10 protein-coding genes and 1 pseudogene are annotated in these 15,070 nt (G+C 59.5%); 4 read left to right on the forward strand and 7 right to left on the reverse strand.

All coding sequences use genetic code 11. The features are described 5' to 3' along the window. Positions 1 to 10 precede the first annotated feature (10 nt). On the forward strand, positions 11 to 1,306 hold the full coding sequence (locus tag ACF0H7_RS16875) for an MFS transporter (RefSeq protein ID WP_397453919.1): 1,296 nt from the start codon (positions 11 to 13) through the stop codon (positions 1,304 to 1,306). A 15-nt stretch (positions 1,307 to 1,321) separates the two neighbouring features. Continuing rightward, positions 1,322 to 2,302, forward strand: a complete 981-nt coding sequence (locus ACF0H7_RS16880; RefSeq protein ID WP_397448054.1) for a 2-hydroxyacid dehydrogenase — start codon at positions 1,322 to 1,324, stop codon at positions 2,300 to 2,302. A 94-nt stretch (positions 2,303 to 2,396) separates the two neighbouring features. On the opposite strand, the gene ACF0H7_RS16885 is transcribed toward ACF0H7_RS16880, so the two are convergent. The 3 genes and pseudogenes from ACF0H7_RS16885 to ACF0H7_RS16895 form a co-directional block, all read right to left on the reverse strand. Beyond that, a complete protein-coding gene (locus tag ACF0H7_RS16885) occupies positions 2,397 to 3,260 on the reverse strand; it encodes a methyl-accepting chemotaxis protein (protein WP_397453921.1) in 864 nt (287 codons plus the stop codon). Continuing rightward, positions 3,255 to 4,022 (reverse strand): annotated as a pseudogene (locus tag ACF0H7_RS16890) (MCP four helix bundle domain-containing protein); the annotation flags it as partial. The pseudogene ACF0H7_RS16890 and the gene ACF0H7_RS16885, both read right to left, overlap by 6 nt. A gap of 132 nt (positions 4,023 to 4,154) precedes the next feature. Continuing rightward, complete coding sequence (locus ACF0H7_RS16895) at positions 4,155 to 5,780, reverse strand: methyl-accepting chemotaxis protein (protein WP_397448055.1); 1,626 nt, start codon at positions 5,778 to 5,780, stop codon at positions 4,155 to 4,157. A gap of 419 nt (positions 5,781 to 6,199) precedes the next feature. On the opposite strand from ACF0H7_RS16895, the gene ACF0H7_RS16900 reads away from it, so the two are divergent. After that, a complete protein-coding gene (locus tag ACF0H7_RS16900) occupies positions 6,200 to 6,457 on the forward strand; it encodes a DUF1652 domain-containing protein (protein ID WP_397448056.1) in 258 nt (85 codons plus the stop codon). A 35-nt stretch (positions 6,458 to 6,492) separates the two neighbouring features. Here ACF0H7_RS16900 and ACF0H7_RS16905 read toward each other — a convergent pair whose 3' ends face one another. Next, complete coding sequence (locus tag ACF0H7_RS16905; protein WP_397448057.1) at positions 6,493 to 8,982, reverse strand: UvrD-helicase domain-containing protein; 2,490 nt, start codon at positions 8,980 to 8,982, stop codon at positions 6,493 to 6,495. Between the two features lie 288 nt (positions 8,983 to 9,270). Here ACF0H7_RS16905 and ACF0H7_RS16910 point away from each other — a divergent pair, with 288 nt between their 5' ends. After that, positions 9,271 to 9,966: a pirin family protein gene (locus ACF0H7_RS16910; RefSeq protein WP_397448058.1), complete on the forward strand. Its 696-nt coding sequence runs from the start codon at positions 9,271 to 9,273 to the stop codon at positions 9,964 to 9,966. 76 nt (positions 9,967 to 10,042) lie between these two features. Here ACF0H7_RS16910 and pgm read toward each other — a convergent pair whose 3' ends face one another. The 3 genes from pgm to ACF0H7_RS16925 form a co-directional block, all read right to left on the reverse strand. Beyond that, on the reverse strand, positions 10,043 to 11,689 hold the full coding sequence (gene pgm / locus ACF0H7_RS16915; protein WP_397448059.1) for a phosphoglucomutase (alpha-D-glucose-1,6-bisphosphate-dependent): 1,647 nt from the start codon (positions 11,687 to 11,689) through the stop codon (positions 10,043 to 10,045). A gap of 135 nt (positions 11,690 to 11,824) precedes the next feature. Further along, complete coding sequence (locus ACF0H7_RS16920; protein ID WP_397448060.1) at positions 11,825 to 14,101, reverse strand: helicase C-terminal domain-containing protein; 2,277 nt, start codon at positions 14,099 to 14,101, stop codon at positions 11,825 to 11,827. 192 nt (positions 14,102 to 14,293) lie between these two features. Then, entirely contained in the window at positions 14,294 to 14,977 is a 684-nt protein-coding gene (locus tag ACF0H7_RS16925; protein ID WP_397448061.1) for a hypothetical protein, read from the reverse strand. Positions 14,978 to 15,070 lie beyond the last annotated feature (93 nt).

Genomic DNA, 15,070 nt, shown 5'->3' on the forward strand with positions numbered 1-15,070 from the left:
GATACTCGACATGGCCAAGCGGCGCATCAACCGGCGTTGGCTGTACATCATGCCCATTGTGTTCATCACCTACAGTCTGGCCTACCTCGACCGCGCCAACTACGGCTTCGCCACCGCCTCGGGCATGGCCGAAGACCTGCACATCACCCCCGGCCTATCGTCGTTGCTCGGCGCGCTGTTTTTCCTCGGTTACTTTTTCTTCCAGGTGCCGGGCGCGATTTACGCGCAAAAGAACAGCGTGAAGAAGCTGATCTTCGTCAGCCTGATCCTCTGGGGCGGTCTGGCGACCCTGACGGGCATCGTGTCCAACGCTTATATGCTGGTCGGCATTCGTTTCATGCTCGGCGTGGTCGAGGCGGCGGTGATGCCGGCGATGCTGGTGTACCTGTGCCATTGGTTCACCAAGGCCGAACGTTCGCGGGCCAACACCGTGCTGATCCTCGGCAATCCGGTGACCATGCTTTGGATGTCGGTGGTATCGGGCTACCTGGTGGCGCATTTCAGCTGGCGCTGGATGTTCATCATTGAAGGCCTGCCAGCGATCATCTGGGCGTTTATCTGGTGGCGTCTGGCCGATGAAAAACCGGCTCAAGCCACCTGGTTGGGCGAGGCGGAAAAAGCAGAGTTGCAAAGCAAACTGGACGCCGAGCAAGCCGGGATCAAACCGGTGAAAAACTACGCCGAAGCGTTTCGCTCGCCGAAGGTGATCCTTCTCGCGCTGCAGTTTTTCTGCTGGAGCATCGGCGTCTACGGTTTCGTACTGTGGCTACCGTCGATTCTCAAGCAAGGCGCGCATCTGGACATGATCCAGGCCGGCTGGCTGTCGGCATTGCCGTACCTGGCCGCGATCATCGCCATGCTCGCGGTGTCCTGGGCTTCGGACCGAATTCAGCGACGCAAGCGCTTCGTCTGGCCGCCGCTACTGATCGCCGCCTTCGCTTTTTACGGCTCCTACCTGCTTGGCAGCGAGCATTTCTGGTGGTCGTATTCGCTGCTGGTGCTGGCCGGCGCCAGTATGTACGCGCCTTACGGACCGTTTTTTGCCATCGTTCCGGAAATCCTGCCGTCCAATGTCGCGGGTGGCGCCATGGCCTTGATCAACAGCATGGGCGCCCTCGGTTCGTTCGCCGGTTCGTACCTGGTCGGTTATCTGAACGGGGTCACTGGAAACCCCGGCGCGTCTTACCTGTTGATGAGCGGTGCGCTGCTGGTTTCGGTGGTGCTGACCCTGCTGCTCAATCCCCACAACGACTCAAAGCCGGCGCCCTCCAGCCGCACGCTGCGCCGCGCCGCCGTGCACCCTTGATTTGGAATGAAGAAAATGAAGAAACAGGTCGTGCTGTATAAAAAGCTGTCGCCTACGCTGATGAGCCGCTTGCAGGCGCATGCCGACGTCACCTTGATCGACGAACCGAAGCGCGATGACCTGGCCCGCCTGCGTGCAGCGCTGCCCGACGCCCATGGCCTGCTCGGAGCCAGCATCAAGCTCGATGCCGCGCTGCTGGACTTGGCGCCAAAACTGGAGGCTGTTTCCAGTGTTTCGGTGGGCATCGATAACTACGATCTGGACTATCTGGACCGGCGCGGGATCCTGCTCAGTAATACCCCGGACGTGTTGACCGAAACCACCGCCGATACCGGCTTTGCGCTGATCCTTGCCACGGCACGGCGGGTGGTGGAACTGGCGAATCTGGTGCGCGCCGGCCAGTGGAAACGCAACATCGGTCCACTGCATTTTGGCAGCGACGTCCATGGCAAGACGTTGGGCATTATCGGCATGGGACGGATTGGCGAGGCATTGGCCCAGCGCGGGCATTTCGGTTTCGGCATGCCGGTGATTTACCACAGCCACTCACCCAAGCCGGCGGTCGAAGCGCGTTTCAATGCCGGTTATCGCAGCCTCGAAGCGCTGTTGCAGGAAGCCGATTTCATCTGCCTGACGTTGCCGCTGACTGCCGACACCGAGGGTTTGATCGGCGCCCGTGAGTTTGCGCTGATGCGCCCGCAGAGCATCTTGATCAACATCTCGCGGGGCAAGGTGGTGGATGAGGCGGCATTGATCAGCGCGCTGCAACAGGGACAGATTCGCGGCGCGGGGCTGGATGTGTTCGAGCGCGAGCCGTTGAATCATGACTCGCCGCTGTTGCAACTGAGCAACGTCGTGGCAACGCCGCATATCGGCTCGGCGACCCATGAAACCCGCGAAGCCATGGCACGCTGTGCGGTGGAGAACCTGATCAGCGCGTTGGCCGGTGAGCGGCCGGTGAATCTGGTGAATCCCAAGGCGTGGGCTGCCAGGTAACACACACTGTAGGAGCGGGCTTGCCCGCGATCGGCTTGGCGCGGTGAGTCAGTCAGTCACTGCGCCATCGCGGGCAAGCCCGCTCCTACAAGGGTTAAATCACAAATCTCGACACCATCCCGCTCAAGTCCACCGCCAAACGCGACAGCTCATGACTCGCCGCGCTGGTCTGGTTAGCCCCCGCCGCCGATTGCGTCGCCAAGTCACGAATATTCACCAGGTTGCGATCCACTTCTCGCGACACCTGCGCCTGTTCCTCGGAGGCGCTGGCGATCACCAGGTTGCGTTCGTTGATCTGCGAAATCGCGCCGGTGATCTGTTCCAGCGCTTCACCGGCTGCCCGGGCGAGGTCCAGTGTGGATTGGGTACGATCGGTATTGAGCTGCATCGATTGCACCGCGTCGCCAGTGCCTTTTTGAATGCCGGCGACCATCTGTTCGATTTCACTGGTTGACTGCGCGGTGCGATGGGCCAGTGCCCGCACCTCGTCGGCGACCACCGCAAAGCCGCGCCCTGCTTCACCGGCGCGCGCCGCCTCGATGGCGGCATTCAACGCCAGCAGGTTGGTTTGTTCGGCAATCGAACGAATCACGTCCAGTACCTTGCCGATATCACGGCCTTGGGTCGCCAGGCCTTCCACCAGTTTTGAAGTGGTCTGCACGTCGTGGGTCATGGCCTGAATCGCCGACACCGTTTCAACCACCCGGTCACGGCCCGCGCGGGCGGTGTGATTGGATTGCTGCGACGCTTCGGAAGTCGAGACTGCGTTACGCGCGACCTCTTCCACGGCTGCGGTCATCTCGTTGACCGCCGTCGCCGCTTGTTCGATCTCGTTGTTCTGCTGTTGCAGACCGCGCGAGGCTTCTTCGGTCACCACGTTCAGCTCTTCGGCTGCAGACGCCAGCTGGGTGGCCGAGCCGGCGATTTGCTCGATGGTCTTGCGCAGGTTCTGCTGCATGCTGCGCAATGCCGCCAACAGACGTGCCGGCTCGTCTTTGCCGTCGACCTCGATGGCTTTAGTCAAGTCGCCACCGGCAATTTCATCGGCGGCGCGCAGGGCACGATTCAACGGTGTGACGATGCTGCGGGTCAGCAACAACGCCAGGATCACCGTCAGCAGCACCGCGCTCACCGCCACGATGATGACCATGAGATTGGCGCTGGTGTATTGCTCGCCGGCGAATCCCGAGGCCTTCTTCGCGCCGTCACGATTCATGGCGACCAGTTGTTTAAGTTGCTCACCCATCAAGTCGGAATCGGACTTCATGCGGGTGTTGAGCACGTTGCGCATCTCTTCCAGCTGGTTATCCCGCGACAATTCCAGCATGCGGCTTTGCGCAGACAGGTAACTCTCCAGCGTGGCGCTGAAGGTCTTATACAAGGCGACCTCTTCGGGCGTTGCAGGCAATGCCGCGTAATTAGCCTTGGCTTTTTGCAGTTTGTTGGCCAGGTCATCAACGCGCCCGGTACTTTCCTGCAGCATCGCAGGCTCGCGGTTGACCAATACGCGGAACGACGTCACGCGCAAGCGCAACACGTTCTCGGTGATGTCTCCCAGGTAACTGATGCCCGGCACCACAGTCACCTCCATATCGGTGGCGGCCTGGCGAATGACGGCCATGCGGTTCAGGGCAAAGATCCCCAACCCGATGACCAGCACCGCGATGAAGGCGAATCCGAGAAAGGCACGCGGGGCAATATTCATGTTTCTTAGCGACATGTTTTTGTACTCCAGGAAGGGACAGAACGACTAGCTAACATTGAAACTTTGTAGGAGCTGCCGAAGGCTGCGAAACGATTCTTATGACACAACGCAATCGCAGCCTTCGGCAGCTCCTACAGCGTGCAGCGGTTAAATCACGAACTTTGAAACCATGCCGTTGAGGTCCACCGCCAAACGCGACAGCTCATTGCTGGCGGCGCTGGTCTGGTTGGCCCCGGCGGCGGACTGAGTCGCCAGGTCTCGGATGTTCATCAGGTTGCGATCCACTTCTCGCGACACTTGCGCCTGTTCTTCAGAGGCACTGGCGATGACCAGGTTACGCTCGTTAATCTGCGAGATAGCCCCGGTGATCTGTTCCAGCGCTACCCCGGCGGCCTGCGCCAGTTCGAGGGTGGACTGAGTGCGGTTGGTGTTGAGCTGCATCGATTGCACCGCCTGCCCCGTACCGGTCTGAATCCCGGCGACCATCTGTTCAATTTCGCTGGTGGACTGCGCCGTGCGATGAGCCAATGCCCGCACTTCGTCGGCCACCACCGCAAAGCCACGACCGGCTTCGCCGGCACGCGCGGCTTCAATGGCTGCGTTCAATGCCAGCAAATTGGTTTGCTCGGCAATAGAGCGAATCACGTCCAGCACCTTGCCGATGTCACGGCCTTGTTCGGCCAGGCCTTCCACCAGTTTGGAAGTAGCCTGCGCATCGTGGGACATCGCCTGGATTGCGGTCACGGTTTCAACCACCCGATCACGGCCTTCGCGGGCGGTGTGGTTGGACTGTTGCGAGGCTTCGGAGGTCGATACCGCGTTGCGCGCGACTTCTTCCACGGCGGCGGTCATTTCGTTGACGGCGGTGGCCGCCTGGTCGATTTCGTTGTTCTGTTGTTGCAGCCCGCGAGAGGATTCATCGGTCACCACGCTCAACTCTTCGGCCGCCGAGGCCAACTGGGTCGCCGAGCCGGAGATTTGCTCGATGGTCTTGCGCAGGTTTTGCTGCATGACCCGCAACGCACCCAACAGACGGGCCGGTTCGTCCTTGCCCTCGACTTCGATGTGCTTGGTCAGGTTGCCGCCCGCGATCTCTTCCGCGGCGCGCAACGCGGTGGCCAGCGGCGTAACAATACTGCGGGTCAACAGCCAGGCCAGCAGCACGGTCAACGCGGCGGCGAGGAGCGACATGCTCACGATGGCCACGTTAGCCGCGTCGTATTGACTGCTCGATACCCCCGAAGCTTCTGTCGCGGCCTTCTCGTTGATGTCCACCAGCCCCTGGACCTGTTTGGTCATCAACTCAAACTCAGCCTTCATCTGGATATTCACCAGCGTGCGAATATCGTCAACCTTGTCTTGTTGCGACAGGTCCAGCATCCGGCTTTGTTCGGTCAGGTAGCGGTCGAAGGTGGTGGAAAGCTCGCTATAGAGCGCACGCTCGCCTCCATCAGCGGGCAGGTTGGCATAGCTTTTTTTGGCTTTCTGCAGCTTGTCTACCCACTCGGAGATCTTTACGGACGCATCTTTCAGGTCGGCGGGTTCGCGGCTGAACAACACGCGAAAAGCCAGCAGGCGCAGACGCAGGAGACCTTCGTTGACGTCACCCAGATAGCTCACGCTGGGCAGCATGTTGGTTTGAATTTCGACGGTAGCCTGACGAATCACCGACATGCGATTCAGGGCGAAAACGCCCAGCACGATAACCAGCAGGGCAATGAACGCGAATCCAAAAAAAGCGCGCGGGGCAATGTTCATGTTTCGTAATGACATGGAGTTGCTCTCAAAAATAAAAGAAACCGGAGCGTCCATGCAGCAAGCACTTAACACACAGGTGCTCAATCGATAATTACGCGGCCGACAAAGGTTGTCGTACCACTCACTAAGCCTGTATCGGCAGGGCCTGCGCTTTTATTCAGGACGATTACGAAATATTTCTTAACATTTAAATGCCAGCATTTTTTCAGGCGAGAGACCCTGCTTTCGTACCATTCGTCGTTGTAGGAAATCGCTTAACCAGTACTCGGACATGACCTACGTCAAAGAACTGTAAAAGTTATCGCCTGGTCACAAAAAATCATTCAAACCGACCGATTGGAGTGCTACTTTTACTGTCGTGAAGGATCCATGCAGTTGATCCGTCCCCTTCCCATTGGAGCTACTCGCGGTGCTCGATTGAACAAGGTGAGCCCATGAATAAAGTCACGTTCCCCAATGCCTGTCAGCTGATGCGCTGGCATTTTCACCCGGTCGGTTTTGAAGCCTCGATGGACGCGCCCAGTAGCATGGTGGCGCGGCTGTTTGATCGCGCCAGTGGCGAGACGCTGATCGCTATTGCGGCGATCCCGTGTGCAACGGTGATGAACGCCACCGATGTGGAGCGGATCATCGAAGCGATCGAGGACGAACTCGAGTCGTTTGTCCCGTCGCTGACGCTCAAGGTTTCCTGAGCCGGGAAGCAGGCTGACCTGCTTCCTGTCTACCCCTATTGCTTGATTCCCTGCCCACGCAGGTCTTCGAAAAACGGTTTGTCTCCGGCAATCCGGTCGGAGGCCTTAGGCATCGCGGCCTTGTCGCTGCCATTGGCGGCGCCGACGCCGTTAGCGTCGATGTACCAATAACAGTGCCGCACCGCCCGGGTGATCGCCACATACGCCAGGCGCAGGATTTCATCCTTTTGCGCACTGTCGAACGGGTCCGCATCGCCATCCTTGCCCAACCCGGCCATGCGGTACACCTGGTTTTTATAAGGCGATTGCGTGAGGTGCTGACAGTCACCCAGCAAAAACACCGCATCCGCCTGCAAGCCTTTGGCGCTGTGATAGGTCAGTTGCTTGAAGCGACGCGACTCAGCGGGCAACCCATAATCGTAATTAACAAGTCGCTGTAAGTCCTCGGAAAAATTAGCTTTTTCACTGCTCTTGCGGTACAGCAGCAACACCGAGTCACCGTCGTTATAGTGCTGGATCAAGCGCACGGTCAGCTCGTCATCGTTGCGGTCGAGTATGGTCACCGGCAACAGTTCCTGCGCCACGCCACCGGCCTTGGCCTTCTTGCCGGCAATCGCCGGGGCGGCACGCACGATATGCTCGGCGGCATCGATGATGTGCTGGTGGCTGCGGAAGTTGTCGCTGAGCATCACTTTGGTGGTGGCCGGCGAGGAGAACTCTTTGGCGAACTCCATAAAGAATTTCGGCGAACTGCCACGCCAGCCATAGATCGACTGCCAATCGTCGCCGACGCACAACAAGGATGAACGCTGCGCCACCCGCCCGATGTGCATGGCCGGGCCACGGCTGCGGATCTCCCGCAGGCTGGCGCGAATCCACGAGACAATTTGCGGCGAGACGTCCTGAAATTCGTCGATCATCAGGTGTGACAAGGGTCGCAGCAGTTCATCGCTGACAAACTTGAGGTTTTCCGGCGAGGTTTCACCGAATAACGCGAACATGCGGTTGTAGGTCATCACCGGCGGTGATTGCGCGAGCAAATGCGCTTCGAAGGCTTTCCAGAACAGGCTCAGGGCTTCGAAGAAATAGCGGTCGGGATCATTGGCGGCAAAACTCATCTGCGCTACCGCCGCCGACACATCAAGGCCCAGGTTCTCGATGAAACTGGCGGCCGTGACGAAGGCATCGAGCAAGGGTGCCGCGCCAAGCTCACCCTTCACCTTGTAATCAAACCCTGGTCCGGCCACGGCTGACCCGGCAAGCGATTGCAAAACGCGACTGGCTGAATCATAGTTTTCCAGCCAAATCACAGGCTTACGGCAGAAAGCTTGAAACAGGGTGCGCTTGATCACCCATTCCGCCCAGACCGGCAACTTGGCTCCCGGACGCTTCATTTGCTGGTTTTCCGATGGATCGAACCCCAGCACCACCCAGGCATCCAGTTCAGCGATATAGCCGTGAAAGTGGAAGGCAAGCCCATTGATTTCAACGGTTTGCCGCATAGGCTCAATGCCTTTTATCGGCCACGCCTGTGCCCGAATCCACAGGTCCTCAATGGTGTCGCACAGTTCTTCGTCACGGGTGGACGACAGTCCCATCACGGTGATGCGCTTTTGTACGTCAGGGTGATCGCGGTCCAGTTCTTTGAGTTGCAAGGAATGGCGATACAACGGCGCCATGACTTCGCGAAAGCGCTGGTTGCTCGTATACAGGTCGTGATAGCAGCGGTTCAGTTGCTGACGCTGCGCATCGTTGATACGCAAATCGAACGGGTTGCTGTCCGCGCCCTCTTCCAGCGTGGTCGTCGCCGCCTGGTTGCTGAGGTTCTCGAATGCGCGCAGTTCGCTGAAACCGGGCAGGCTGCGCACCAGTGGCAAGATGCGCGAATGGAAGGTGCGCACCAGTTCACGGCCTTCTTTCAGGCTCATGCTGTGGCCCCACAGCGCCATGATTGCGATCAGTTTGTTGATGAAGTCTTTGCGCGACTCGCGGGTGAACGTCACCACGGTCAACGAGTTGAGTTCAAAGCCCAGGTAATGCGTCAGCATCAGGATACGCAGCACCAGTGAGGTGGATTTACCCGCCCCGGCCCCGGCCACCACATAGGTCGACGGCGTATCGCTGAAAATCATCTTCCACTGCGCCGCACTGGGCTGGGCATGCACTGGCAGCTTGAGGGCCACATCAGCCTTGATGCGCTTCTTCAATTCCGGAGTCAGGGCCAGGCGCCAGTCATCGAACAGATGATCATCAATGCGCGGGCCTCGGTGTTCCGTGGGCCGTGTATCGCGGATCAACAGCACTTGTCGGCTTTCCTCGATACCGTCGAAGCGCCCTTCCGCGTAGCCCTCGTTCATGCCCTCGCCGTGTCCGTTCAGGTAGCCGTCGGAATAGCCCTGGGAAAAAGAAGGCACGTGCTGGGCACCCAACCCTGTCAGGCCACGGCCCACCAGGCGGGCCAACAGGCGCTTGATCCACGGCAAGCGTTCGGGCGGGTACAGATCGTCAGGCAGTTGATGCGGCACGCAGGCTCCAGGTGTCAGTTGTGAGCGAAGAAGCCGCTATGGTCGCCGGATTTACCGCAGAGTTCTAGTGAAATGCTTTGCCGTCAGCGCGTTAGCCGATCAATTGCATGTGCAATCTAAATACCCCTCGCAGATGCCCGGAAAAACCAATCTACAAAATCGATTGTTTTGGCGCGATTTTTACGCTTTTTACTGATCTGTTGTTGATAGATGATGCTTGCCATCAACCACCTATCAACGTTCAGCAGTTCGGGTGTCACCTATCCGGTCCTGCTCTGGAGGCCACAAATGCTTGAATTAAGACCTTTCAACACCTTGGGCGGCGCGAACCACGGCTGGCTGAACGCCCATCACCACTTTTCCTTCGCCGAGTACTACGACCCGAAACGCATGAACTGGGGTCAACTGCGGGTGTGGAACGATGACGTGATCGCTGCCGGTACCGGTTTTCCGAAACACCCGCACCGCGACATGGAAATCATCACCTACGTCCGTGAAGGCGCAATCAGCCACGAAGACAACCTGGGCAACAAAGGCCGCACCGAAGCCGGTGACGTTCAGGTCATGAGCGCTGGCACCGGGATCGCCCACAGCGAATACAACATGGAATCGACAGAAACCAGGATCTTCCAGATCTGGATCATGCCAAACGAAACCGGCTCGGCACCTTCGTGGGGCGCCAAGCCGTTCCCGAAAGGCCAGCGTGAAGGTTTCGTCACCTTGGCCAGCGGCAAGGACGGCGACGACCAAAGCCTGCGGATACGTGCTGATGCGCGTCTGGTGGCGGCCAACCTGAAAGCCGGCGAAACCGCCGAGTACGTGATGGACGCCGGACGTCGTGCTTATCTGGTGCCGGCCACCGGCGTGATCGAAGTCAACGGCCTGCGTGCATCGGCGCGTGACGGCGTGGCGGTCGAGGGTGAGCTGGTGTTGCGTGTGACAGCTATCGAGGACAGCGAGATCGTTTTGGTTGACGTGGCTTGATCTAAACGCTGGTTGTAGAAAACAGAAAGGGACGGCATTGGCCGTCCCTTTTTTGTTTCTGCGGTGCTCTAGTCGATCAACGCGGCGAAATGGCCGAATCCACCAACACCTGCGCTTCAGACACCAAACGCTTGAGGTGCTCCTCGCCAATGAAGCTTTCGGCGTAAATCTTGTAGATGTCTTCCGTGCCCGATGGGCGCGCGGCGAACCAGCCGTTTTCGGTCATGACTTTCAAGCCACCAATGGCCTGATCGTTACCCGGCGCGTGGCTGAGGATGCCCTGGATTTTTTCACCCGCCAGTTCCGTGGACTTGACCTGATCCGGCGACAGTTTGCCCAGCAACGCTTTCTGAGCCGGGTTGGCCTTGGCGTCGACGCGGGTCGCGTAAGGTTTGCCCAGTTCTTCGGTCATGGTCTGATACAGCTCGCTTGGGTCACGACCTTTGCGGGCGGTGATTTCGGCAGCCAGCAGACCCGGGATCAATCCGTCCTTGTCCGTGCTCCAGGCGCTGCCATCCTTGCGCAGGAACGAGGCACCGGCGCTCTCTTCGCCGCCGAAGCCGAGCGAGCCGTCGCACAGGCCTTCCACGAAGAACTTAAAGCCCACCGGTACTTCGTACAGACGACGACCCAGGCGCTTGGCCACGCGGTCGATCATGCCGCTGCTGACCACGGTTTTACCCACGGCCGCATCGGCACGCCACAGCGGACGGTTCTGGAACAGGTAATCGATGGACACCGCCAGGTAGTTATTCGGCGCCAACAGGCCGCCGCTCGGGGTGACGATGCCGTGGCGGTCGTGGTCCGGGTCGCAGGCGAAGGCCACCTGGAAGCGATCCTTGAGTCCGATCAGGCTTTGCATCGCGTAGGTGGACGACGGGTCCATGCGGATGCGGCCGTCCCAATCCAGGGTCATGAAGCGGAACGTCGGGTCGACGTGCTTATTCACCACGTCCAGGTTCAGGCCGTAGTGATCAGCGATCGCCGACCAGTAACGCACCCCGGCACCGCCCAGCGGATCAACGCCCAGACGCAGGTTGGCGCCACGGATGGCGTCCATGTCGATGACGTTTTTCAAGTCGGCGACGTAGGTGTTGATGTAGTCATGGCGATGCGTAGTGTCAGCACGCAGAGCGCTTTCGTAGCTGATACGACTGACGCCAGCGATGTTTTCCGCCAGCAATTCGTTGGCCTTGGCTTCGATCCATTTGGTGATGTGCGAGTCGGCCGGGCCGCCGTTCGGCGGATTGTATTTGAAGCCACCGCTTTCCGGCGGGTTGTGCGACGGGGTGATGACGATGCCGTCGGCCAACCCGGTGGTGCGGCCACGGTTGTAGCAGAGAATCGCATGCGACACCGCCGGGGTCGGGGTGTATTCGTCGTGCTCGGCGATCATCACGTTGACGCCGTTGGCCGCCAGCACTTCCAGCGCGCTCGCCGCAGCCGGGGTCGACAGTGCGTGAGTGTCGACGCCGAGGAACAGCGGGCCGTCGAAACCGTTGGCTTGCCGATACAGACAAATCGCCTGGCTGATGGCCAGCACGTGCCATTCGTTGAAGCTCAAATCAAATGAACTGCCCCGGTGGCCGGAGGTGCCGAAGGCCACGCGCTGGGTGGCGACGGAGGCATCAGGCCGGCCGGTGTAATAGGCCGTCACCAATCGCGGAAGATCGACCAACAATTCAAGAGGCGCTGGTTTGCCCGCTAATGGATTGAGACTCATACGAAAACCTCCATGGAGGAAAGAAGAAATGAACACAACATTGCCGACTTAAGGGTAAGGCAGGCCATGGCGCGGCAGTTTACTGGCAGTTTGACCGCAACGCTAAGCTATCTATCCCTAACGCATTGACGCTATTTATAGCTGCCACCAGCCGGGTAGCAAATTTTGCACCTTGCGCTCGGCGAAACGGTCGTCGATCAGCATCACCACGCCGCGATCATCCTGACCCCGAATCACTCGCCCGGCGGCTTGCACGACTTTCTGCAGGCCCGGGTAAAGATAGGTGTAATCGTAGCCGGCGCCAAACAAGGCACTCATGCGTTGCTTGAGCTGTTCATTGACCGGGTTCAGCTGCGCCAGCCCCAGGGTCGCGATAAAGGCCCCGATCAAGCGCGCCCCCGGCAGATCGATGCCCTCGCCAAACGCACCGCCGAGCACCGCGAAGCCGATGCCCTGGCTGCTCAAGGTGAATTGATCAAGAAACGCCTGACGCTCACCTTCGGCCATGCCGCGGGTTTGCGACCATAACGGGATCTGCGGGTAACGCTGCCGCATCAATTCGGCGACTTGTTGCAGGTAATCGAAGCTGCTGAAAAACGCCAGGTAGTTGCCCGGCGCCGTCTGAAACTGTTCTGCCATCAGCTCGACAATGGGCGCCAATGACGCCTGACGATGGGTATAACGGGTGGAGATCTGGCTGACGATGCGCACGTCCAGTTGTTCGCGGGAGAACGGCGACTCGACGTCGACCCAGGCCGTGGTGTCCGGCAGCCCCAGCAAGTCACGGTAGTAATGCCGAGGGTTGAGCGTCGCGGAAAACAGCACCGTGCTGCGCGCGGCGGTCAGACGCGGACGGACAAACCTGGCAGGCACCACATTGCGCAAGCTCAGGCGCGACAACGCGCGCTTACCGCCCCACTCGCGCTTATTGATGTCGAAAACGAAATGTTCATCGAACAGTTCAGCGATGCGGCCGAACTGAATGGCGTCGAAATAAAAGCGTTGTAAATCGCCGTCCACCGCATGGGGATGGTCGTTGAAGTAATCACCCATCGCCGCAATGCACAGGTTCAGGCTCTGTAAAAACCGCGCCGGCAGGCTGTTGTAGGCCTGATAGTCACCGACTTGCTCTTTGTGCAGCGCGTTCCAGTCACGATTGAGCCGTTGCAGCGGCTTGTTCAGCGTTTCCGGCGCGCTGTGGCGCACGGTGTTCATGCCTTGTTGGTCGAGACTGGCGCTGTACATCTGCCGCGTGCGATCGACCATGTTATGCGCCTCGTCCACCAACACCGCGACCCGCCATTGGTTGAGCTGACACAGGCCGAAGAGCAAGGCGCTGAGGTCGAAATAATAGTTGTAATCGGCGATCACCACGTCCGCCCAACGGGCCAGTTCCTGGCTCAGGTAATAGGGGCAGACCTGATGCTGCAACGCGACCTCACGCAGCCCGGCCTGATCCAGTCGAGGGCTAAGCAATGCCGCATGGCGAGCGGCGGGCAGTCGATCATAAAAACCCTTGGCCAATGGACAGGAGTCGCCGTTGCAGGCTTTGTCCGGGTACTCGCACGCCTTGTCCCGGGCCACCATTTCCAGCACACGCAGGCGAAGGTGCGGCGCGCTGTGGCGGATCACCTGCAGCGCATCCAAAGCCAACTTGCGGCCTGGGGTCTTGGCGGTGAGAAAAAACACCTTGTCCAGTTGCTGGGTCGGCGCCGCCTTGAGCATCGGAAACAAGGTGCCCACGGTTTTACCGATGCCGGTCGGCGCCTGTGCCATCAGGCAACGGCCGGTGCTGACCGCTTTGTAGACTGACTCCGCCAGGGTGCGCTGGCCGACGCGGAAACTAACGTGCGGAAATGCCAGTCTCGTCAGCGCCTGATTTCGCTCACGATTGTGGGCCATTTCCTGGCGGGCCCAGTCGAGGAACAGTGCGCAGTGGTGATCGAAGAACTGTTTCAGCGAGTCCGCGCGGTGTTGCTCGCGAAACAGGGTTTCCTGTTCATTGACGACATTGAAATACACCAGCGCCAGGCTGACGTCGGTCAACCGCAAGTGTTGGCAGAGCAACCAGCCGTAGATTTTCGCCTGCGCCCAATGCAACTGACGGTGGTTGGCCGGGATCGCGTTGAGGTCGCCACGGTAGGTCTTCACTTCTTCGAGTTGATTGAGCGCCGGGTCATAACCGTCGGCCCTGCCCCGGACCTTGAGTTGTTGGTACTCGCCGCTCAGCGCCACCTCGGTTTGATAGCCCTCGCCGCGTCGGGCGGCGACTGTGCGATGCCCGGCAATCCCTTCCAGCGCCGTGGGCGACGGGGTGAAACGCAAGTCGAGATCACCCGCCTTGGCCGTAAACTCGCACAAGGCGCGCACGGCCACGGTGTAGGTCGGATCGCTGGGGGAAGTCTGGGTCACGGGGCGTTGTAGGCTGTGAGTACTGGATGGGCGTACAGATAGCAGGTCTGGGCCGGGGCAGCAAATGGAAATGGATCAGTGGAAAAGTGCACAAATCCCCTGTAGGAGCTGCCGAAGGCTGCGATAAGGTCGGAGCGACCTTCGTGATAGCGATTAATCGCAGCCTTCGGTAGCTCTTACAGGGGTGGTCAATCAAGCAACGTTGAGATTGGCCGTTGCGTCGTTGGCTGACTGGGTCAGCGCCGACAACGCCTTGTTCAGGAACGATGGAGCTTTGTTGTCAGCACTGGAACCGGTGCCCGAGCTGTCTGCGGAGCCGGACGGTGCAGCCGTACCACTGGCGTTAGCCTGCAGCTCGGTCTGCTTCTTGATGATGTCCGCCACCTTGGCGTTGATCTTGTCCTGGTCGGCAGGCGACATGGCTTTTACGTCAGCGTCCGTCAGACCCATGCCTTTCAGGATATTGGCGCGCATTCTCTCGGCCGGCGACAGCTTCATGTAATCCTGGAAATCCTGCAGCGGATCACTCGCGGTGGTCGAAGAAGACGACGCAGCGGCAGCGGGAGCTGCACCGGCAACAGCGGTCAACGCACTACTGCTGGTGCCAGCAGTGCTGCTTGCCGGGGTCTGCTGGGCCACGTTCTGGCTTTGCAGGTTAACCATCAGCCTGGCGAACGCTTCTTCGCGTTCCTGTTCCGATTGCTGGCTGGTGCCACTCGACTGATTGGCCACGGCAGCGAGGTTCGCCGGGCTGCCCTGTACTGTCGAGTCGTTGAGGCTCAGGAAATCAGCGGCCGGAGCAGGTGCAGCGGTTGCCGTAGTGCGTTGTACCGGAATCGTATAGTCGGGCCTACCCAGCCCACTGACGAAGCTCATATTCAGTTACTCCAATAGATAGCGCATTGTGGGAACACAGCTGAAGCCTTCGCAGCAAGGCGCGTGCCAGCTCATCGAATGGCGCCAAGAGCC

It is taken from the genome of Pseudomonas sp. NA-150, from assembly GCF_044336365.1.
In the GTDB taxonomy this organism is placed as follows: domain Bacteria; phylum Pseudomonadota; class Gammaproteobacteria; order Pseudomonadales; family Pseudomonadaceae; genus Aquipseudomonas.